The sequence below is a fragment of the Romboutsia weinsteinii genome (genome assembly GCF_002250835.2).
Classification (GTDB): domain Bacteria; phylum Bacillota; class Clostridia; order Peptostreptococcales; family Peptostreptococcaceae; genus Romboutsia_A; species Romboutsia_A weinsteinii.
Genome location: NZ_NOJY02000007.1, coordinates 131,937 through 151,764, shown reverse-complemented (window position 1 = coordinate 151,764; position 19,828 = coordinate 131,937). Strand labels below are relative to the sequence as shown.

Genomic DNA, 19,828 nt, shown 5'->3' with positions numbered 1-19,828 from the left:
GGGCATAAGTCATTCTTCTTTCAAAATCACATAGTTTTTCATTTATATAAATACATTGAATGCCTTGAAATTTTTCATAAGACCCTTTTGACACACAGTTTTCATCTAGATAGCAAAGCACTATATTTCTATAGTTTATAACTTCTAGAGGTGTGTTATTTTTATGAAGTATTTTTAGTTTCCTGACTTTTTCCTTTATTTTAGCACCCCTACCCAAAGTAAATCTCCCCTTTTACAATATATATTTATTTATTTCTATCCCTTTTTTTCTTTTGTTCATCTAATGCTAAAAGCATACCCATTCTCATTGCTTTAAGCATACCGTCTATTGCTTCTTGACTTGCTGGCTCACCATCAAACATTACACGTCTCTCTATTAATTGATCTTCAGTCGCTTTTATTATTGCTTCAAACTCCACATCTGATTTATCAACTAAACTATTATTTTTAACTTCCATATCATCTGTAAGCCCTAATAAATAGTCAGTAGAAACTTCAAGAGCCTCTGATAGTTGTGTAAGAGCTTGAGCTTTCGGTTCTCTTATGTCATTTTCATATCTAGATAAGCTAGCTTCTGTTATATTAGCTCTTATAGCTAACTCTTTTTGATTTATATTCATATAACGTCTAGCTTTAGATATTCTGTATCCTATGGTATCCAATGTAGTTCACTCCTTTAGGTTATATTTATTATAAAAATTCATTTCGCCAACACATTGCTAAAAATATTTTTTGTAATATTTTGGTAAGTAAATAGTAACACAATATTACAAAAAGGGAAATAAATTTATAAAAAAGGTAATAAAAAAGCTTAAAAAGTTGCTTTTATTGAAATAAATTACAAAAAGGGCAATTGACAATGGAAGAATATAGTAATACTATGTAATTGTAAAAGCGGTAAGAAAAAATAAGTAAAGATAAATAAAAAATACTCAAGGGGGAAGGAAATGGGACTTAGATTACTAAAATCTAAAAGGGTTTTAAAAGGACTTACACAAGAAGCTATAGCAACTAAAATAGGGATAAATACTAAAAGTTACAATATGAAGGAAAATGCTAAGAATAGATTTTCACTAGAGGAAGCAGCTAAGATTAGTCAATACTTAGATCTTAATTTAGAAGAGGTTAATGACATTTTTTTACACATAAAGTTACCGAAGAGTAATATTGAGAGGGGGTAGCAACATGGAAGGATTACAAATCTTTAAAAATAGTGAGTTTGGGGAGTTAAGTGTAATTACTAAAAATAAGAAAGAGTATATAGAAGCTATACCAGTTGCAGAAATTCTAGGATACTCAAATCCTAGGGATGCAATAATAAGACATTGTAGAAAAGGAGGAGTAATTTTTTCCGACGTAGGGGTAGTTACAGGTAAGAGAAGTGATAATACTGATGCAATTCAATATGTTACTAAAAAATTCATAGATGAAGGTAACCTATATAGACTTATTATAAGGTCAAAGTTACCAAGTGCCATGAGATTTGAACGATGGATAATGGAAGAGGTCATACCTAGTATAAGAAACCATGGAGCATATTTAAGTGATGATGTAATAAGTAAAACTTTAGAAAATCCAGATTTTATAATTCAGATAGCAACTAAATTAAAACAAGAAAAAGAGGAAAAATTTATAGCGCAAAAAAGGGCTGAAAACCTAGAGGATATTATAACTTTGGATAGACCATATACAAACTTCGGAAAAAGCATAGCATCATCTAGTGATGCTATAACTATAGGCCAGTTTGATAAAGTACTAAATAATAACAATATACTAATAGGCAGAAACAGATTATTCAGTTGGCTTAGAGATAATGGATACCTTATTGGAAATGGAAAAGATAAAAATATGCCAAAACAAGTTTATATAGAACAAGGATTGTTTAAGGTTTCAGAAAGGATAGTTCAAACTGTAGAAGGAGAGATAATCTCAGCTACAACACTTATAACTGGCAAAGGTCAACTATATTTCTTAGAAAAAATTGAATTTTATTATTTATGCAAATGTAAGTAAATAATGTGATACAGGGGGAAATAAATGAGAAAATATTTGGATGCATATATAGCTAATGAAACTAATGATATGACAAGAGCAGAGTGGTTAGAGAAAAGAAAAGCAGGGATAGGAGGAAGTGATGCAGCTAGCGTACTAGGTCTTAGTCCTTATAAAAGCTCGATGAGTGTATATATGGATAAAATTCTCTATGCTCATGTCGCCAACGTCTGTTCGGCAGGCTCACATCCCGTTGCTCAAATTCGCTCGCTTGAGCGACGTGTCGGCGAAGCATTTCATGTCGCCAAAGACTCAAAAGGCGAGTCCGTTGCTCAAAATTCTAAAAAGATTAATATAGATAACTTAGATATAAATGAAGAAGTAAGCTACAAAATGGAACTTGGTAACAAACTAGAAAACTTTGTAGCCAATGAATTTTGCTTAAAAACAAATAAGAAAGTTAGAAATGTAAATGGAATACTAAAAAATGATAAATATCCATTTGCACTAGCAAATATAGATAGAGCAGTTGTAGGAGAAAAAGCTTTTTTAGAATGCAAGGTTACAGGTAGTTACTCTAAGAAGTTGTGGAAAGAGGAAGTACCCATGCATATTCAGATACAATGCTATCACTATATGGCAGTAACAGGAGCTACTCACTGTTATGTAGCAGCACTTATTGGCAATGAAGAGCTTGTAATTCATAGATTAGATAGGGATGAAGAACTTATAAATCAAATTATGGATTTGGAAAAAATGTTTTGGGAAAAGTGTGTACTTGGAGGAGAACTACCTACACCTGATGGCAGTGATGATTATTCAAAAGTACTTCAAGGATTATATAAAGATACTAATGAGGAAGAGCTTATGTTATTTGAGAAGGAAGAATTATTAAATAGATATGATGATGTTTGTGAGCTTGTAAAAGATTTAGATAGTGAGAAAAAAGCAATAGAACAATATTTACAATTACAAATGAAAGAATATGAAATTGCATACTTGGGAGACAGAAAAATCACTTGGAAAAAGCAAACTAGAAATAGTTTAGATAGCAAAAGATTAAAAAAAGAACACCCAGAGTTAGCTGATAAGTACATGAAAGCTACTACCTCAAGAGTGTTTAGAATTTAAATTCCAAGCAAATCAAAGCCTAAAATTACAGTTAAAGTTATAAATACTATAGTAAATGATATTAAATAAATAAAAGGGGAGAAAATAATGGCAAATTTAAAAGAAACATTAAAAAACAATGAAGCTAAGGGGAGTAATATATCCATAAATCCGAGTTATGCTATGAAGCAACTAATTGTAAAAATGAATGGGGAAATTGGCTTAGCACTTCCAAAAGAGCTAAGCAGTGAAAGGTTTCAAAAAGTTTCTTTAACAGCTTTTAATTCAAATCCAAAACTTCAAAATTGTGAGCCTATGACTTTTATTGCAGCTATGATGCAAAGTGCACAGTTAGGTCTTGAGCCAAACACACCTTTAGGACAAGCCTATTTAATACCACATAAAGTTAAGGGAATAGATAAAGTACAGTTTCAAATAGGATACAAAGGATTACTAGAACTTGCTCATAGAAGTGGGAAACTAAAGACTTTGTATGCACATGAAGTTAAAGAAAATGATGAGTTTGATATAGATTATGGACTAGAACAAAAGTTAATTCATAAGCCTCTTTTAAAAGGAGATAGAGGAGAAGTGATTGGATACTATGCAGTTTATCATCTAGATCCAAGTGGATATAGCTTTGTTTTTATGACTTATGACGAAGTTGAAAATCATGGTAAGAAGTATTCTAATAACTTTGAAGGTGGAATATGGGAAAAAGAGTTTGACTCTATGGCTAAAAAAACTGTAATTAAAAAACTACTCAAATACGCACCACTAAGCATTGAAATGCAAAGAGCTGTTGTATTTGATGAAAGTATAAAGCAAAGTATTGATAGTGATATGTTGTTAGTGGATGCTATGGATGAAAGTATTGAAGAAGATCGTGGTCTTTTAAATTAGGGAGGGGGATTTACATGGCAGTTTATAGACATATACACATAGATTATTGGCAAGATGGTTTTGTACTTGATTTAACACCTGAAGAAAAGTATTTCTATATTTATCTTATGACTAATAGTAAGACAAGTCAGTGTGGAATATATGAGCTTCCTAAAAGGATTATTGAGACGGAAACTGGATATAACAGAGAAACTGTAGAGAAGCTTATATATAGATTTGAGGAATATGAAAAGATTGTTTACTGTGAAGATACTAAGGAGCTGTTTTTAAAAAATTGGATAAAGCACAATAAGGTTGTAAGTCCTAAGGTTAAAAAATGTATAGAAAAAGAGTTGTTTAATGTTAAAAGTAAAGAACTTATTGAATTATTTTTAAAGGAGTGTAATAGGTACGGATACAGTATAGATACCCATAATTTAAAATTAAGTACCACTATTGATAGTGTATCTATACCCGTGGTTGAGGATAAATACAATTTAGATAACCACTATGGGGAAAAAGAAAAACAAAAACAAAAAGAAAAAGAAAAAGAAGAAGAAAAACAAAAACTTGTTAATTCAAATTTGGATAGTAAAAATAATTTTGATAATGAAGAAGTAGATAAGAGTTTTGTAAGTAATATAAGTAAGTATAAGACTTTATATGAACAAAATGTAGGACTTATAAATCCTATTGTTGGTCAGTGGTTAATTGAAGTATGTGAGAGTATGGATTATGAGCTTTTTAAAAGAGCAATAGAGATTGCAACAAATAAAGGGAAGTGCAATAAGGGGTATATTAATGGGATTTTGAAGCAATGGAATGATAACAATATTAAGAGTATTAATGATTTAAAAGCTTATGAGATAGCGTTAAAAAATAGGGGGGATAGCTATGGAAAATATAAGTGCGAGCCTTCGAAATCTAAATATGCCAGAGCACTTGAAGAAGAGGATGAAGGAATTTATAGAAAGCCAACAGATGAAGAAATCGAGTCTGTTAGAAGAGAGAGTGAGCATCTTAGAGAAAGATAGAGAGTATAGATGTAGTAAGTGTAGAGATATGACTTATATTATAGATGATGGAATGGCAATTCCTTGTGAGTGTAGGGCAGTTAGGGAGGCCGAGGATATACTTAAACATAGCGGGATAAGTGAGGAGTTTAGGAACAAGACTTTTGATAATTTCAATTATACTTATGATACTCATACTATTAATGCTTATAGAGTTGCTACTAAGTATGTTAAAGATTTTGACAGTATAGAGAGTAGTAGTAATAATTCTATAATGTTTATGGGGCAGGTTGGGTCTGGTAAGACTCACCTCTCTCTTGCTATTTGTAATGAGCTTATGGATAGGGGAGTCGGGGTTTTGTACATGGGGTATAGGGATGTTATTGTTAGGGTTAAGCAAAATATCATGGATCAGGTTTATTATCACAAGATTATGAACAGGTATAAAAATGCTAGGGTGCTTTTGATTGATGATTTGTTTAAGGGTAGTGTTAGTAGTAGTGATGTTAATATTATGTTTGAGTTGGTTAATCATAGGTACTTTAATAATTTGCCTGTGATTGTTAGTAGTGAGAAGGGTTTTGAGGAATTAATTGAGATTGATGAGGCTATTGGGAGTAGGTTAATTGAGATGAGTAAGGGATATGGGGTTGAGATTAAGGGGAAGAGGTTGAATTACAGGATATATGGCTAATAGCTACATAAACTTCCATTATTTTACAATAAGTTCCATGTTATGTATAATTATTATATATAACTGTGAAATAATAGAAGGGGATTAATTATGCAAGAAATTTTCGAAGCAAGTTCTGATAATGCAACATCTAGTTGGTATGGATTTGAATCTCAAGGAAGAATGGGAATATTGTACTTCTTAAGAAGATTAAACTCAGTAGACTTAGAAGAATGGAATAAGTTTATTCTAGAATATGAATATATGGAAGATTTTGCTATAGGATATAAAAATAGTGATGATAAATTAATATATGAAGATATATATCAGGTAAAAGCTAGGGAGAGTATGTCGAAAGAGGATATTAAGAAGGTATATGGGGAGCTAGGATTTAAGCAATCTATCTTAGGAGAAAAAACAGGTGTACATTTAATAAGTCTTTGTAAAATAAAGGAAGATATAGAAATTAAATCTGTGATAGATGATTATATACAAAGGCATATAGAGGAAACTGATTTGTTACTTAGTTATAGTGATTTGGAAGTAATAAAAGAAAACTTAAAACTTAAAAATAGTAAGTCAGAACTTAAAACAATAAGAAAAACAGTAAGAAATAAATTTAAGGAATTAAAATATATAACAGAAGATAACATTAAAATTTATTGCGAAGAATTAACAGAAGAATATAAAAGTTATATAGATAATATTGAAAATATAGATATAAATGTAATAAATGAAGATTTTAATAAAATTAATTTTTCTATATCTGAGAATCTAAAGCTTATAATTGATAAGTTAGAACCTGATAAACAATATAAACAATGTGAAGACTATATACAAAAATTAAGAAATGCATTAGTTTATTTTTTAGCTAGTAAATTAGAAAATTATATTCTAGAAAAGGACCAATCAATATTTAGAATAACTTGTAAAGAAATAATCGATATTATATCTCAGGATCAGTCAAAAATAAGTCAGCAGCAGTACTTATATCTAAATTCGAAAAAACTAGAACATGAGTTTAAAATATACTGCGATGATGAATGTTTGGAAATAGATAATTGTGATAGTTGTGGAATAAAAAAAATTGTTCGTAATATTAGATCATTGAGCATAGATGAATTCAAGTCATTAATGATTAATAGTAATCCACATATTGAAATTAAAGGTATAGACTACAATGAAGCAAGTTCGATGCTAGAATCAGGAAAATTACAAGAATTTGTTTTTAAGGAAATTAAAGCAAATAAATATGATTTAGAACATATAGATATGCAAACATATTTAAAATATGTAGGTGGTAGATATATGTTTTCATTTATAAATATAAGTAGACAAGATTCACTGTTAAAAAAATTAGATAGAAATTCTATATTTAATAGACATATATATGAGGATAATGATGTTATATTAAACTGTCATATAAATTTACAATATACAATAGGACAAACATTGAGTATAAATCAGCATTGGGATGATAATACAGAAAAAGAAAGTAAAAAGATATTATCAAGCAATATAGAGCTTAAATCTTTTGATAATATAGGAGGAAATGATGAAAGAGGTACTACATAAAATATTTAAAGATAATAGTTTTGAGATGCAAAGTTTTGAGTGTGGAGATTACTATTCAAGTAAAGTCAAATCAGAAAACTATATAGTATACTTTATAGATAATTTAACAAATGTAAATATTGATGAAATCTTAGATAATAAGATAGATAGTATTGCAGTAGAAAATATTAATAAAGAGATGAAGAAAAATACTTCTGTTATATTCGTTACAAGGACTAATGGTTCAGAATTAAATAATACAGAAAAGAAATTAATATTTAAGATAGAGGAAGACCCATATTTTTATAAAAAATACGTATTATGGTATACCGATGAAGAATTAAAAAATATAAACTTATATCTAGACGATATGACTAAATTCCTAATGAATAGAGAGTTATTTCAAAGTATGAAAAATATATTAGAATTTGATATCGCTAAAATACAGAGCGAAGAAAAAAATAAAGTATATTCTTATATGTTGTTGTGTAGAATGTTTATAAAATTACCATTCTTAAGTCTAAAATCAGTATACAATAAATCTGATAGCAATGAATTACAGAATTTTGAAAAAAAAATAGCTGACATACTAGAAAAAAATATTGAACTAGTTCAAGAATTCGATAATGATGGTACTATCTCAGATATACAATTAAGTAACGAAGATATTAAAATATACTTAGAAAAAGTTGAAAAAGATTTAAAGTGCTAATGCTGCAAGAGGGAGAATCTAATGGGATATACGATAAATAAAATAATTATACAAAACTTTAAAGTATTTGATAGAAATAATAAAGATAATACTTTTTATGAACAGATTATTTCACAAAATCTGCAGATACTGACAGGACAGAATGGATATGGAAAGTCTTCAATTTACGATGCAATAGAACTTGTACTAACAGGAAACATATCTAGGTTATATCAAGTAAGTGGAAGGTCTGGTGTAAAGTCATTCAAGGATAACTTAATAACTAATAATAAGAATGATGACCTAATAGTTGCGCTTGAACTATTGGATGATAATAAAAAAGAGTATTTATCAATTTTAAAACATATACCACAGAAAAAAATAAAATTTGAGAAAGAAAGTAATATAGGTAAATGGTTTGAAACATATATATCAAAAGATAGATTTGTTTTAGAAAATATACTGAATTCAAAAAATAAGAAAAGTAATGATGAAGCTAAAAAGATAATAAATGAATTACTACAAATAGAACCAGAGTATTTTTATATAAACTATATACAGCAGCAAGATCCAATAAGTTTTTTAAAAAGGAAAGAAGAAGATAGAAAGGAAATTATAGACAAGCTATTACAAATAGATAATTTAAAAAGCGAGAAATATGAACAAATAGAAAATAAAATCAAGATATATAATAGTAAATATGAACAATTAAAAGAAGAAATTATATCAAAAAAGAAATATATAAATAACGATATTAATAATAAATTGTCAAATAAGCCTAACTATAAAAAAATATTTGAAGAAAGAAACGATCTAGATTGGGATTTAGATATAGAAAAGATAGACAATAAAAATTACTTAGAAGATATAAATGGTATAAAGTTACTAATTAAAAATCACAAGACATATAAAAATATAAAAGTAAAAGATGAACTTACTAAATATTACGAAAGTAAAGATATTATTAATAGAATTTCATATCACTTAAAATATGGTAAAAATATAGAAGCTTTAAAGATTTATAGGGAAAAATACAAAGTTTTAAAAAATGTTAAGAGCTATATAAATAATAAGGAATGGAAGCTGATTGATAAAGATAAATATAAAGACCATATAGATATAAATAAATTAGATGAAATAAGAAATGAATCTAATAATATAGAAAATTTAAAAAATAAAAGTAATAAAATACTAATTGATATTAATAAAAAGAGATCTGAACTTAAAAATATGTTATCGGATAATGATAAAATAAAAGAATCTGGTATAGATGAGAATAGATGTATTTTATGCGGAAGTAAGTATGATGATAAAGAACATCTAATTAAAACCATAAGTAATTATACAAATATAATAGAAGAACTTTTAGGTGGCATTGAAAAAGATATAATAAGTAAATCAGAAAAAATAAATTTAGAAATAGATAAGATACAAAAAGAATTAGATGAAAAAATAAAATTAGTTAGTTTCGAAGATATTATAGATGACAATAAATATAGAGAAATAATAAAATACATTGATAATAGTATATTAGAGCCTATACTTAATAAGTTAGAAAATTTAGGTATAAATATTAACGAGCAATTTGATAATTTAGAAAAAAATAATACATTAGAACAAATCAACAATATTGTTTATAGGTATATCGAAGATAAAGCTAATAAAATTGGTTTATCGGATATAGATCAAGTTATTCTTAATAAATCAAAGTTAGATTATGTTTACAGTAACTATTTCCAAGAAAATGATGAAAAAATAGAGTTAATTAATATAAATGAATTAGATGAAAAAATAACTTATTTAGATTATTGCTATAATTATCATATCATTGAAAAAAATAATATAGATATTAATACTATAGAAACGTTAAAATTCAACATGGTAAAAACTAAATTTAAATTAGAAAAATTTGAAAAAATGAAGGATGAATATGATAAATGTATAAATGAATACAAGAGAGGTATAATTTCAAAGATAGAAATACCATTGTATATATATACAGGGAAAATATTACAAAATCTTCCGGCTGGTTTGGGCGTTTTTTGCCAGTTAGGTGCAGATACATCAGATAAAATAACCAGATTAAAGTTTATAGGAAATATGAAGACATCCCATGATATAGTTAATACATTCAGTTCTGGACAGTTAGCAGGATTTATAATTAGTTTCACATTAGCTATGAAAAAAGTATATAATAATCAACTAGATGTAATACTAATTGATGATCCAGTTCAGACTATGGATGAATTAAACCTTATATCATTTACCGAGATACTTAGAAATGAATTTAGCGATAAGCAGGTTATAATGTCTACACATGAAAATAATATAGCGGGATATATAAACTATAAATATAGCAAATATAACTTAGATAGTAGTATTATTGATGTTAGGAACGAATTTAATTAGGAAAAATACTAACAGTCAAATATAAAAATATTTGACCGTTAGTATTATTTCATACTTATTATATTTTTAGACAATTCATTAATACTATCAGATAGCATCTGGAGCTTACCTTCTATTCTAACAAGCAAATACATGCTAAGGGCTATAGGAAAACCAACAGAAGCTATCAAAGTTTGAATTTCTGAATTCATCATATACACACCTTTCAATTAAATTTTATAAGCAAAAAGACTATGCGAGAAAGTGAGAAGTTTCAAAGCATAGTCTTTTGATTTATATTAAACTCTATTACCCTATAACTAAGTCATAAGGTGTAGTATCTGTAACTACAACTTTAGCTTCAAGAGCTTCTACAATCTCAGAACCATTTGGAGTAAAGATATTCTTAGATACTATTAAGTCCATTACAGTTTTTATTTCTGCTTCAGTTACATCATCTCTTGGATCTTCCACTGATAATGACACTTTCTTATCATTATTACATTTAAAAGACATAAGTAATCTTCTAGTAGTTTCCATAATTAAATCCTCCTTTCTTTAAAATTTATACAATAGTCTACGCACCAAGTATTGTATTATCTTGCTTGATTATATCCATTACTGTGTGCTCTTGAAGTGACATTATAGCTTCACCTACATCATATGTGTCTTGAGCAGGAGCGTTATGCTTTAGATAAGAGTAAGACTTACTTCTAGATTTAGTTTTGCCATTAACCATACCTAAATCTAATCTTATCTTTAAGCTTGAAAGTTCTTTAATTTCAACAACTGCCATATAAGTTATACCTCCTTTTTATTATTTTAGAAGCTAACCTATTTTCTAGCTACTAATGTTACAAGTTTTAAAATATGTTTGCTTCTTGATATAAGTATAAGAAGTTATGGTTTTACGGGATATTAAAGTTTTTTAGAAAAAAGTTTTATCTAATTTTTAAACTATATAAGTATCTTTAAATCCTTTAGCTATAGCTTCATTTTTAGATCTAATAGCATTAGATTTATCTTTATAAGCTCCTATACATACTCTGTAAAATACACTGTCATTAGCTATTGATTTATTAACAAAAGCTAGTAGAGTAGATGATATGCTATCGGATATGTCTTTTATGTATTTGCTAGAAGTCAAAGCAGTTTCTACTGCACTATTAGATATGAAGTCTATTTCTATTAGAAGAGCGGGCATTTTAGTTTTTCTTAGTACTGAGAATTCTTTTGATACTTTGACTCCACGGTTAGGTGTATTTAGTTTTTGAGACAGATTTGTGCATATGTTTTTAGATAGAGTGTAGAGCTTACTTTTTTCATCGTATACCCATACTTCACATCCTTTAGCAGATTTGTTTGTTGATGAGTTCATGTGTATGCTTATGAAGTAGTCGCAGTTTTCTTTGTTAGCTTTGGAGCTTCTGTAGTCTAATGAATAGTAGGTGTCATTATAACGAGTTATTATTACCTTTTCCAAGGCTTCCTCCAGGTTATTTTTTATTAGTGTTCCTATTTTTAGTACTGTGTCGCTTTCTTTTGTAGAGCTTGAGCCTACAGCTCCTGGGTCTTTTCCACCATGTCCAAAGTCTAGATACCATTTCATATTTGTTACCTCCTAATTATTTTTAATTTAATATTATCAACTTTGCAGAAATAAGTATTTTAAAAGATTTTAGAAAATAATTAATAATGATTTATATGTAGAATATAAAATAGATGGTGAAGTAGTAAAAATACAAAAGGTTAAATTTTATCTTTATAAATAAATTGAAAGATGCTATCCCATAAAAGTAGATAGTAATGCTAGAATATATATAAGTATGATTATAAAAGTATGTTTAACTAATGGGGGGGATTTTAATGTTGGAGTACTTAAGTAAAGATGATATACCAGATGCTTTAAAGGATATAGTTGATGCTATTGGTATAGATTCTTTTAAAGAATTAATAAAATTAGTTGGTGGTAGTAATTTATATATACCTAATGAAAGTAGTATAACTAAGCCTGTTAGAAATAAAATCATTAGGGGTACCTTCAAGGGTGATTACAAAGAAATAGCTAGAAGATTTAATATAAGTGAGGTTCAAGTAAGAAATATTATAAAGATTAAAGATAATTAGAGTTTGGATATTGGGAAAGTATGGTTGCTTCGCATGGTTTTATTGAAGGTGTTAATAAAGGGTGTTTGTTAACTATAGGGAATTCGTTGAGAAGATATAAAATTAATCCCCCTTACGTTTAAAAATAGACGTAGGGGGGATTAACATTTGTTTTTATAAAGAAGTTTCTTTTAAAACTATATTTTCGTTTCTTTCAATTAAATGTCTAATAGACCATTCATTTTGTAATAACACTACTGGATTACTATTTTTATCTTCAACTAGTAGTGTATCCATTGGCATTGAAAGCCTACCATATTTAGAAATATCATTTTCAACCCAACGTACATGGCGATAAGGTAGTGAATTCATTAGCATCTCAACACCATACTCTTGTTTTAGACGATATTCTAAAACTTCAAATTGAAGAACTCCAACTACACCTATAATAAGTTCTTCCATACCTGAATTAGGTTGTTTGAATACCTGTATAGCACCTTCTTCTGATAACTGTGTAATACCCTTTACGAACTGCTTTCTCTTAAGAGCATTTTTTGTAGAGACTCTTGCAAAATGCTCAGGAGCAAATTGTGGTATACCAGTGTATTGTAAATTTGATTGCTTTTCACTTAATGTGTCACCTATATTAAATATTCCTGGGTCATGTATACCTATAATATCCCCTGGATAAGCTGAATCTATAATAACACGGTCTTGTGCAACAAACTGTTGAGGTTGTGAAAGTTTAACCTTTTTGTTTCTTTGTACATGAGTTACAGCCATACCTTTTTCAAATTTACCAGAGCAAATTCGAAGGAATGCTATTCTATCCCTATGATTTTTATCCATGTTAGCTTGTATTTTAAATATAAATCCTGAGAAGTTATTAGAATTAGGGTCAATATCACCTAAATTACTGCTACGAGGATTTGGTGGTGGTGTTATTTCTAAGAAAGATTCTAAAAATGGTTCTACACCAAAGTTAGTAAGGGCACTTCCGAAGAATACAGGTGTCAATTCACCATTTAATACTCTGTCTAAATCAAAATTATCTCCAGCAATATCTAAAAGTTCAATATCCTCTAGAAGTTTTTCATGAAGAGCATCACCTAATAAAGTATTAAATCTTTCATCAGATATATCTCCAGTTGTAGATTTCGCAATAGATTGTCCATGGTTACCATCATCAAATAGTTCAACTTGATTTTTATGACGGTTAAACACACCTTTGAACTCTTTACCAGAACCAATTGGCCAGTTTACTGGACAAGAACGAATTCCTAGAACATTTTCAAGATCTTCAAGTAGTTCAAAAGGATCTTTTCCTTGACGGTCCATTTTATTTACAAAAGTGAAAATTGGTATTCCTCTCATTTTACAAACGTGGAATAATTTCTTTGTCTGAGCCTCGACACCTTTAGCAGAGTCAATAACCATTACTGCACAGTCTGCAGCCATAAGAGTCCTATAAGTGTCCTCACTGAAATCTTGATGCCCTGGAGTGTCAAGAATATTTATGCAAAAATTATTATATTCAAATTGAAGAACACTTGATGCAACAGATATACCTCTTTGTTTTTCAATCTCCATCCAGTCAGATACTGCATGTTTTTGAGATCTTCTTGATTTAACTGAGCCTGCTTCACGAATGGCACCACCATATAATAGAAACTTTTCAGTTAATGTAGTTTTTCCTGCATCGGGATGGGAAATGATTGCGAAGGTTCTTCTTCTTTTAACTTCATCAATCAAGTTTAAATTTTGTTCTGTCATTTTTTATCATCCTTTATTTTAATTTTATGATTATCTAAATATAAAAAATTATATTTAATAATAGTTTTAAAATGAACATAATTTTCTATGTAATATAAAAAACTACAATATTATTGATAATATAACTTTATTACAAAACTGTCAATATAGAAACTACTAAATTATAGTAATAAAAAGAGGGTATTGATGAGAGGATTAATTACAAGGACAAGCTTTTACTTAATATTATAGAAGTAACTAGAGATATATTTAAAAGAGAGAATATACAAGAAATAAAAAACATTGAAGAAGGATCACTAAAAAGAACTCAGGAGTTTATTATAAACAGCATAAAAAATAACAAGTCTAATAAGAATATAATTTTTAAACTTGTGTGCCAGGATCAGGTAAGACTTTACTTTTATTAAACACGGTATATTATACATAAGTTTTAAATAGTTTTTCAACTCTATTGATTGCTTTAGGGTATTTATTATTTTGTATCTCAAGGCAAATAGTTATATTGTCCATTATATTTCGCCATTCTAGTAGGTAGTATCTTTGAAACATATAACCGATATTTCCATTTATAATTAGTTCAGCACTAGTTGGTTTAATTAGTTTTGTTAGTATATTTAGTATTGTTGATTTTCCAGAGCCGGATGGACCGAGTAGTGTCAGAATTTTTCCTTGGTGTAATGTGAAGTTTATATCTTTAAATACTTCAAGTTCTCCTTTTTTAGAATAAAAGTTTTGACAGAGGTCAGTAACTTTTACAATTTCATTCATTTAAGTCATCCACATGAAGTTTTGTGCTATATATTATTGAATAATTTATAATACTGCTGTTTTAAATCATAGATACTTATAATTTGATAAATGAAAATACATAGGTTAAACTCTTATTGTGAGTAGTTAATTTAAAAGGTGAAAAATTGAAATAATAGTGAGGAAGGAAAGGTTACAATGCCAAAGGATAATCATATAAAGTTTTATACTTTAATAGAAATATTAAAAAAATATTCAAATGAAGAAAATATTCTAACTAAAAAAGAAATTGATATATTGATGATAAAAAAAGGAATCCAACCTATTAATGATAGCAGAACAATAAGTAAGTATATAAATGACTTAATTAAATTAGGATTTGATATAGAAATTATTGAAAAAAATAATAATTTTAAAGGATACTATATGGTACACCATGAATTTGAGCCATATGAGTTAAGAATATTAGCAGATTGTATATATGCAAGTAAATTTATTACGAAGAAAAAAAGTGAGGGAATTATAACTAAATTAGGCAAATTAAACACTATTTATAATAGGTATAGTATACAAAAATATGCTTATATAGATGATAGAGCTAAAACGGAAAACAAAGAAATATTTTATAATATTGATAAAATTGACAGAGCAATAAATGAAAATAGAAAGATATCATTTAATTACTATTCATACAATGAAGATAAAAAAATGGTTCCTCGCTTAAATGATGATAATAGTATAAAAGAGTATTGCATCAATCCGGTATCAATGATTTTACAAAGAGACAAATATTATTTAGTAGGAGAAGACATAAAGAGAGCTGGAGGATTAGGTAATTTTAGATTAGATAGAATAAAAAAGTTAAGTATACTTGAAGATGAAATTGATGATTTAAAACATATAGAAGACTGTAAAAATAAGTTCAATCCAGTTGATTATACTAAAAAATCATTTAAGATGTATTCAGGTAAAGAAGTGAGTAAAATAGTATTAGAAGCAAGAAAAAAACTACTAAATGTATTTATTGATGAATTTGGAAAAGATGTTGATTTAAAAAAGATAAATAATGATTTATATAAAATTGAATTTGAAGCTAAGGTAAGTAGAGGACTTATAATGTGGATATTACAACAAGGAGATAATATAAAAGTTATTTATCCAAAATCACTAATTAAAAGTATTAAAGAAGAAATAGAACAAATAAATAATCTATATAAATAATGAGGTGTGCACATTTATGCATACCTTATTGTTGTAGTTTAATAAAGTAATGAATTATAATGTAAATATCGAAATAATATTTATGTATTAAAAGTAAATTTAAGAAGTGAATTATGGTAAAAAAGTATAAAAATAAAAAACACGAAAATTGTATAGAAGGAGTATAGGTATTTCTATAATTTTAGAAATACCATAATATAAGATTATGAATTATAAGAAAATCTTAGAAAATTGGAATAAGGAATATGGTAAAGTTTCAATTGAATGGTCAAAACTTCAAGAAATTTTAGATATAGATGATTATCCTTATTTTGTAAGTATAGTTAATGAACTAGAACATACAAATGTTTTAAAAAAATATAGTCCAAAAAAAAATGGAAGAAATCCTTCCTTGTTTATGAAGTATAAACTCATAGTAGAGGAAAACGATTATTTGGATTATATAAAAGAAATTGATTATGACTTAGCACCAGAATTAGATAAAAGCTACTATAAACAAAAGCTAAGTACATATGAAAGAGATAGACAAGATATCTTAGCTATTAGTAATTATATAAAAAATAAAAAACACTTATTAAATACGAGTATATCTACAAATGAAAGGTCTTATGAAGTATTTAGACGTGAAAAACGCATAAAGCAAAAAGGAATAAATACTATAATGAAAAACTTAGGTTTGGATGAAGATTTCTTTAATTATTACGAAACGTGTGAACCAATAGCTTATTATTCTGTTAGCAAAGGGTCACCGCAAAACGTATTAATTATAGAAAATCAAGATACATTCTACTCCATAAGAAAATATATAAAAACAGTATCTAAAAATGTACTTGGTATTGAAATATCGACTGTAATATATGGAGGAGGTAATGGTAGACTTCCATCTATAAATGAAATAGAAGAATATACTGAAGAATATATCTCTAATATAAATAATACTTTTTATTATTTTGGAGATATAGACTATGCAGGTATATCTATATATGAAAGTTACAGAGAGAGAAATATAGATAAGATAGACTGGGTACCTTTTAAAGAGGGATATGAGTATATATTAGACAAAGTAGTAGGTGATAGTAGAGCTATAGAGGATATTAACAGCCTACCAGTTACGAAGGATGGTCAAAAAGATAATAGAAAAGGAATTTTTATGGATTTCTTTGATAATAAATATCAACAAAAAATAGAAAATATACTTTCAGAAAGAAAATATATACCTCAAGAAGCATTGAATTTTAACGATTTAATTTCATACGATAAGGAGTTTAGCAATGAATGATGTATTAAATAACTTTTATAGCAGAATGAGAAATATCGCTCCTCAAGCACTATTACATAAAAGTATAGAGCGTAAAGAGGTACTAGCTTCTGCATATGGATTTGAAGAGTTTGATGAAAAGGTAAGTATAGTATACGCATTACTTGTGTACATACTTCAACAATCTTTAAAAGATGAAGAATGTACTCTAAAAGATATGGCAGAGTATTTAGAGTTTATAAACATAGAATACTTTCATAAAGATATAGAACATCAAAATTACACTAAGCTAGCCAATTGCATTGTAAACGAAATAATACTAAATGATGGAACCATGACAGCTTTCAGATGCTTAGATATAGAAAAAAATGAATACAAAAAAGTATATGTTCAACTTGTGGAACATGAACGCTCTTCTACAAGTAATGATGCGACATATAAATTAACTGAAATGGGATATAATTTAATTCTTTCAACACTAGAAATGGAATCAAATATGAAACTTGCATTCCATGAGTTTGTATTTAGAGAAAGTTTAAGAAGGAAAAACTTCGATCAAGCATTGATAGATATTAAAAATATATTTGCTCTTTCAAAGAAACAAATAAAAGCATTGATAGATGGTATAGTAAAAATTCGTGAGAACATAACGACATTTCCGATAGAAGAGTATAACCGCATAACAAACGAGAGTGTTGGTATTGCAGAAACTCAAACGGATAAGTTTAAAGGTTACGAAAGAGAAATAGAACTTATAGAACAAGAACTAAAGGAAAAAGAATTTGAGTTTAAATATACAAATGATAGAGATCAAAAAGAGTTAGAAGAGATAAGAGAAAAATTAAAAAAACTAGATTTAATAAAGAAAGAAACTTCTAAAGTAGTCTACGAACACGCAAGTATGATGAGTAAGCATTATGAGTTCAAAGAAGAATTTACAAGAGCACTAGATAACTCTATTGAGTATTTTAAAAGAGATAGAATAAACATAAAAGAAGAACTATCAAATTTAGTAGCTCAAGACTTAAGCAAGTTAGAATTTTTGGAGTTTTTACTTTCTCCTTTATTTATAAAAAATATGAAAAAAGACTACTGCATTACTACTGCATTTGACCCACAGAAGTCTAAAATAATAGAAGAGGAAAGTGGAACTAAAGTAATTCTAAAAATAGACCAAGAAGAGCAAATGATTCAAAAGAAAATACAAGAACAAAAGAATAAAGAAAAGCTAGAACAATACGAGAATATATTAGGAATCATATTTAAATTTGGAGCAGAAATAAAACAAGATTTCATGCTTTCAGAGTTTATAAATTATATAAAAGATACAGATGAGTTTGAAATATTAACTAAAAATATGTATCAGCTAAGAGAAGTATTTATAGAGTTACTAGATTTATCTAACTTTAATATTAAAGATTTAAAGAAAGCTGCACGTATGTTACAAGTTGGATATGATAACTCTGGAGATTTTCAACCACTTAAAGCAATACTAGCAGCTATTAATAATAATAACTTAAAAAATATTCAGTCTATAAAATTGTCAAAGATAGACCATTTAGATAAGGTTAAAATTACAATGGATTGTATGGAACTTACAGTAAATAATATACAATTTGAGTTTACTTTACAATAATTAAAACACAAAAATAACAAAGGAGACATATAGGATGTTAGAAAATACAGTTATAAGTGAATTTACAACAGCTATAGATATATACGCATACTTAACTGAACATAGAAGTTTAACTAGAGAAAAGCAAAGCACATTATTTGACTCATATACAGATGAAGAAATTCAACAACTTGTAAAACTTATAGCCCAAAGGTATAAGACAAGAGTTGAATTAATTAAAAATACTATATACCTTATACCAGAAAGAGATAATAGATTATTCAGCTATACAAAAGGAGAACTTAAAAATGCTATATTTAAATCAAGCAATTACAATGAAACAGATTTTAATTTAGCAAATTTCATTATCTTAGAGTTATTAACAACATTTTATAACTCTACAAGTGACGAATTAGCTATGTTCCAAGTTAGCTATAATGAGTTTGAAAATAGAGTTAATTTAAGTATTAAAAAGGCATGTGAATATAACCTAGAAGAACTTGAGAACGAGCATAATATAGCCTTTATAAATATAATAAATAAATGGAGCTCATTAAAAGGCTCAGATAATCAAAACAAAGTAAAAGACACTAGATATGGGTTTATGTCTAAAGTCTTATTATTTTTAAATAACGAAAAACTTATAGTGTGGTATGAAAGCGATGGTATTATAGCTCCTACAACAAGACTTACGGACCTGGTTTGTGGAGTAATTCTTTATAAGCCAGAGTTTAAAAATGCAGAAGCGTTATTTGATAAGTTAAAATCACAAGAAAATCTGACAATCAGAAAAGAGAGTGAGTAA

22 protein-coding genes are annotated in these 19,828 nt (G+C 27.6%); 14 read left to right on the top strand and 8 right to left on the bottom strand.

Annotated elements, in window-relative coordinates:
• Together CHL78_RS05930 and CHL78_RS05925 are read right to left on the bottom strand one after the other, a co-directional pair.
• Positions 1–217: hypothetical protein (locus CHL78_RS05930; RefSeq protein ID WP_147295798.1), on the bottom strand; the 217-nt coding region annotated here is incomplete at its 3' end.
• A gap of 28 nt (positions 218–245) precedes the next feature.
• Positions 246–662, bottom strand: coding sequence for a helix-turn-helix domain-containing protein (locus CHL78_RS05925; protein WP_094369495.1), 417 nt, complete (start codon positions 660–662; stop codon positions 246–248).
• Between the two features lie 285 nt (positions 663–947).
• Between CHL78_RS05925 and CHL78_RS05920 the strand changes: the two genes are divergently transcribed.
• From CHL78_RS05920 to CHL78_RS05880, 9 genes are all read left to right on the top strand, one after another.
• Positions 948–1,181: a helix-turn-helix transcriptional regulator gene (locus tag CHL78_RS05920; RefSeq protein WP_094369496.1), complete on the top strand. Its 234-nt coding sequence runs from the start codon at positions 948–950 to the stop codon at positions 1,179–1,181.
• 4 nt (positions 1,182–1,185) lie between these two features.
• Entirely contained in the window at positions 1,186–2,013 is an 828-nt protein-coding gene (locus tag CHL78_RS05915; RefSeq protein WP_094369497.1) for a phage antirepressor KilAC domain-containing protein, read from the top strand.
• A gap of 24 nt (positions 2,014–2,037) precedes the next feature.
• Positions 2,038–3,123 carry a YqaJ viral recombinase family nuclease gene (locus CHL78_RS05910; protein WP_116041252.1) on the top strand — a complete coding sequence of 362 codons (1,086 nt, stop codon included), beginning with the start codon at positions 2,038–2,040 and terminating at the stop codon, positions 3,121–3,123.
• A gap of 87 nt (positions 3,124–3,210) precedes the next feature.
• Positions 3,211–4,005 (top strand): recombinase RecT, encoded by a 795-nt coding sequence (locus CHL78_RS05905; RefSeq protein ID WP_094369498.1) that lies wholly within the window; start codon positions 3,211–3,213, stop codon positions 4,003–4,005.
• Between the two features lie 14 nt (positions 4,006–4,019).
• On the top strand, positions 4,020–5,018 hold the full coding sequence (locus CHL78_RS05900; RefSeq protein ID WP_094369499.1) for a DnaD domain-containing protein: 999 nt from the start codon (positions 4,020–4,022) through the stop codon (positions 5,016–5,018).
• Positions 4,915–5,691, top strand: coding sequence for an ATP-binding protein (locus CHL78_RS05895; RefSeq protein WP_243446380.1), 777 nt, complete (start codon positions 4,915–4,917; stop codon positions 5,689–5,691). The genes CHL78_RS05900 and CHL78_RS05895 overlap by 104 nt, the downstream gene beginning before the upstream one ends.
• A gap of 90 nt (positions 5,692–5,781) precedes the next feature.
• Complete coding sequence (locus CHL78_RS05890; protein ID WP_094369501.1) at positions 5,782–7,245, top strand: ABC-three component system protein; 1,464 nt, start codon at positions 5,782–5,784, stop codon at positions 7,243–7,245.
• Positions 7,226–7,936, top strand: a complete 711-nt coding sequence (locus CHL78_RS05885; protein WP_094369502.1) for an ABC-three component system middle component 1 — start codon at positions 7,226–7,228, stop codon at positions 7,934–7,936. The genes CHL78_RS05890 and CHL78_RS05885 overlap by 20 nt, the downstream gene beginning before the upstream one ends.
• Positions 7,937–7,957: 21 nt before the next feature.
• The gene (locus CHL78_RS05880; RefSeq protein WP_094369503.1) at positions 7,958–10,324 is read left to right on the top strand and encodes an AAA family ATPase; all 2,367 of its coding nucleotides are present in this window, start codon (positions 7,958–7,960) and stop codon (positions 10,322–10,324) included.
• A gap of 44 nt (positions 10,325–10,368) precedes the next feature.
• On the opposite strand, the gene CHL78_RS05875 is transcribed toward CHL78_RS05880, so the two are convergent.
• From CHL78_RS05875 to CHL78_RS05860, 4 genes are all read right to left on the bottom strand, one after another.
• Positions 10,369–10,515, bottom strand: a complete 147-nt coding sequence (locus CHL78_RS05875; protein ID WP_094369504.1) for a YvrJ family protein — start codon at positions 10,513–10,515, stop codon at positions 10,369–10,371.
• Positions 10,516–10,612: 97 nt separating this feature from the next.
• Positions 10,613–10,843, bottom strand: coding sequence for a DUF2922 domain-containing protein (locus CHL78_RS05870; RefSeq protein ID WP_094369505.1), 231 nt, complete (start codon positions 10,841–10,843; stop codon positions 10,613–10,615).
• A gap of 37 nt (positions 10,844–10,880) precedes the next feature.
• The gene (locus CHL78_RS05865) at positions 10,881–11,099 is read right to left on the bottom strand and encodes a DUF1659 domain-containing protein (RefSeq protein WP_094369506.1); all 219 of its coding nucleotides are present in this window, start codon (positions 11,097–11,099) and stop codon (positions 10,881–10,883) included.
• A 156-nt stretch (positions 11,100–11,255) separates the two neighbouring features.
• Positions 11,256–11,912: an N-acetylmuramoyl-L-alanine amidase gene (locus CHL78_RS05860; RefSeq protein WP_094369507.1), complete on the bottom strand. Its 657-nt coding sequence runs from the start codon at positions 11,910–11,912 to the stop codon at positions 11,256–11,258.
• 257 nt (positions 11,913–12,169) lie between these two features.
• Here CHL78_RS05860 and CHL78_RS05855 point away from each other — a divergent pair, with 257 nt between their 5' ends.
• Complete coding sequence (locus CHL78_RS05855) at positions 12,170–12,430, top strand: Mor transcription activator family protein (RefSeq protein WP_158540642.1); 261 nt, start codon at positions 12,170–12,172, stop codon at positions 12,428–12,430.
• Positions 12,431–12,583: 153 nt separating this feature from the next.
• Here the strand turns inward: CHL78_RS05855 and CHL78_RS05850 are convergent, their stop codons facing one another.
• On the bottom strand, positions 12,584–14,182 hold the full coding sequence (locus CHL78_RS05850; protein ID WP_094369509.1) for a peptide chain release factor 3: 1,599 nt from the start codon (positions 14,180–14,182) through the stop codon (positions 12,584–12,586).
• Between the two features lie 417 nt (positions 14,183–14,599).
• The gene (locus CHL78_RS05845; RefSeq protein ID WP_094369510.1) at positions 14,600–14,950 is read right to left on the bottom strand and encodes an ATP-binding cassette domain-containing protein; all 351 of its coding nucleotides are present in this window, start codon (positions 14,948–14,950) and stop codon (positions 14,600–14,602) included.
• Positions 14,951–15,127: 177 nt separating this feature from the next.
• Between CHL78_RS05845 and CHL78_RS05840 the strand changes: the two genes are divergently transcribed.
• From CHL78_RS05840 to CHL78_RS05825, 4 genes are all read left to right on the top strand, one after another.
• Positions 15,128–16,150, top strand: coding sequence for a WYL domain-containing protein (locus tag CHL78_RS05840; RefSeq protein ID WP_094369511.1), 1,023 nt, complete (start codon positions 15,128–15,130; stop codon positions 16,148–16,150).
• 205 nt (positions 16,151–16,355) lie between these two features.
• Complete coding sequence (locus CHL78_RS05835; protein ID WP_094369512.1) at positions 16,356–17,429, top strand: Wadjet anti-phage system protein JetD domain-containing protein; 1,074 nt, start codon at positions 16,356–16,358, stop codon at positions 17,427–17,429.
• Positions 17,422–19,044, top strand: coding sequence for a hypothetical protein (locus tag CHL78_RS05830; RefSeq protein ID WP_094369513.1), 1,623 nt, complete (start codon positions 17,422–17,424; stop codon positions 19,042–19,044). The genes CHL78_RS05835 and CHL78_RS05830 overlap by 8 nt, the downstream gene beginning before the upstream one ends.
• A 34-nt stretch (positions 19,045–19,078) precedes the next feature.
• Entirely contained in the window at positions 19,079–19,828 is a 750-nt protein-coding gene (locus tag CHL78_RS05825) for a DUF6063 family protein (protein WP_094369514.1), read from the top strand.

Coding starts and splice junctions, on each gene's coding strand:
- CHL78_RS05920 (WP_094369496.1), top strand. CDS start 948: ATGGGACTTAGATTACTAAAATCTAAAAGGGTTTTAAAAGGACTTACA.
- CHL78_RS05915 (WP_094369497.1), top strand. CDS start 1,186: ATGGAAGGATTACAAATCTTTAAAAATAGTGAGTTTGGGGAGTTAAGT.
- CHL78_RS05910 (WP_116041252.1), top strand. CDS start 2,038: ATGAGAAAATATTTGGATGCATATATAGCTAATGAAACTAATGATATG.
- CHL78_RS05905 (WP_094369498.1), top strand. CDS start 3,211: ATGGCAAATTTAAAAGAAACATTAAAAAACAATGAAGCTAAGGGGAGT.
- CHL78_RS05900 (WP_094369499.1), top strand. CDS start 4,020: ATGGCAGTTTATAGACATATACACATAGATTATTGGCAAGATGGTTTT.
- CHL78_RS05895 (WP_243446380.1), top strand. CDS start 4,915: ATGCCAGAGCACTTGAAGAAGAGGATGAAGGAATTTATAGAAAGCCAA.
- CHL78_RS05890 (WP_094369501.1), top strand. CDS start 5,782: ATGCAAGAAATTTTCGAAGCAAGTTCTGATAATGCAACATCTAGTTGG.
- CHL78_RS05885 (WP_094369502.1), top strand. CDS start 7,226: ATGAAAGAGGTACTACATAAAATATTTAAAGATAATAGTTTTGAGATG.
- CHL78_RS05880 (WP_094369503.1), top strand. CDS start 7,958: ATGGGATATACGATAAATAAAATAATTATACAAAACTTTAAAGTATTT.
- CHL78_RS05875 (WP_094369504.1), bottom strand. CDS start 10,515: ATGAATTCAGAAATTCAAACTTTGATAGCTTCTGTTGGTTTTCCTATA.
- CHL78_RS05870 (WP_094369505.1), bottom strand. CDS start 10,843: ATGGAAACTACTAGAAGATTACTTATGTCTTTTAAATGTAATAATGAT.
- CHL78_RS05865 (WP_094369506.1), bottom strand. CDS start 11,099: ATGGCAGTTGTTGAAATTAAAGAACTTTCAAGCTTAAAGATAAGATTA.
- CHL78_RS05860 (WP_094369507.1), bottom strand. CDS start 11,912: ATGAAATGGTATCTAGACTTTGGACATGGTGGAAAAGACCCAGGAGCT.
- CHL78_RS05855 (WP_158540642.1), top strand. CDS start 12,170: ATGTTGGAGTACTTAAGTAAAGATGATATACCAGATGCTTTAAAGGAT.
- CHL78_RS05850 (WP_094369509.1), bottom strand. CDS start 14,182: ATGACAGAACAAAATTTAAACTTGATTGATGAAGTTAAAAGAAGAAGA.
- CHL78_RS05845 (WP_094369510.1), bottom strand. CDS start 14,950: ATGAATGAAATTGTAAAAGTTACTGACCTCTGTCAAAACTTTTATTCT.
- CHL78_RS05840 (WP_094369511.1), top strand. CDS start 15,128: ATGCCAAAGGATAATCATATAAAGTTTTATACTTTAATAGAAATATTA.
- CHL78_RS05835 (WP_094369512.1), top strand. CDS start 16,356: ATGAATTATAAGAAAATCTTAGAAAATTGGAATAAGGAATATGGTAAA.
- CHL78_RS05830 (WP_094369513.1), top strand. CDS start 17,422: ATGAATGATGTATTAAATAACTTTTATAGCAGAATGAGAAATATCGCT.
- CHL78_RS05825 (WP_094369514.1), top strand. CDS start 19,079: ATGTTAGAAAATACAGTTATAAGTGAATTTACAACAGCTATAGATATA.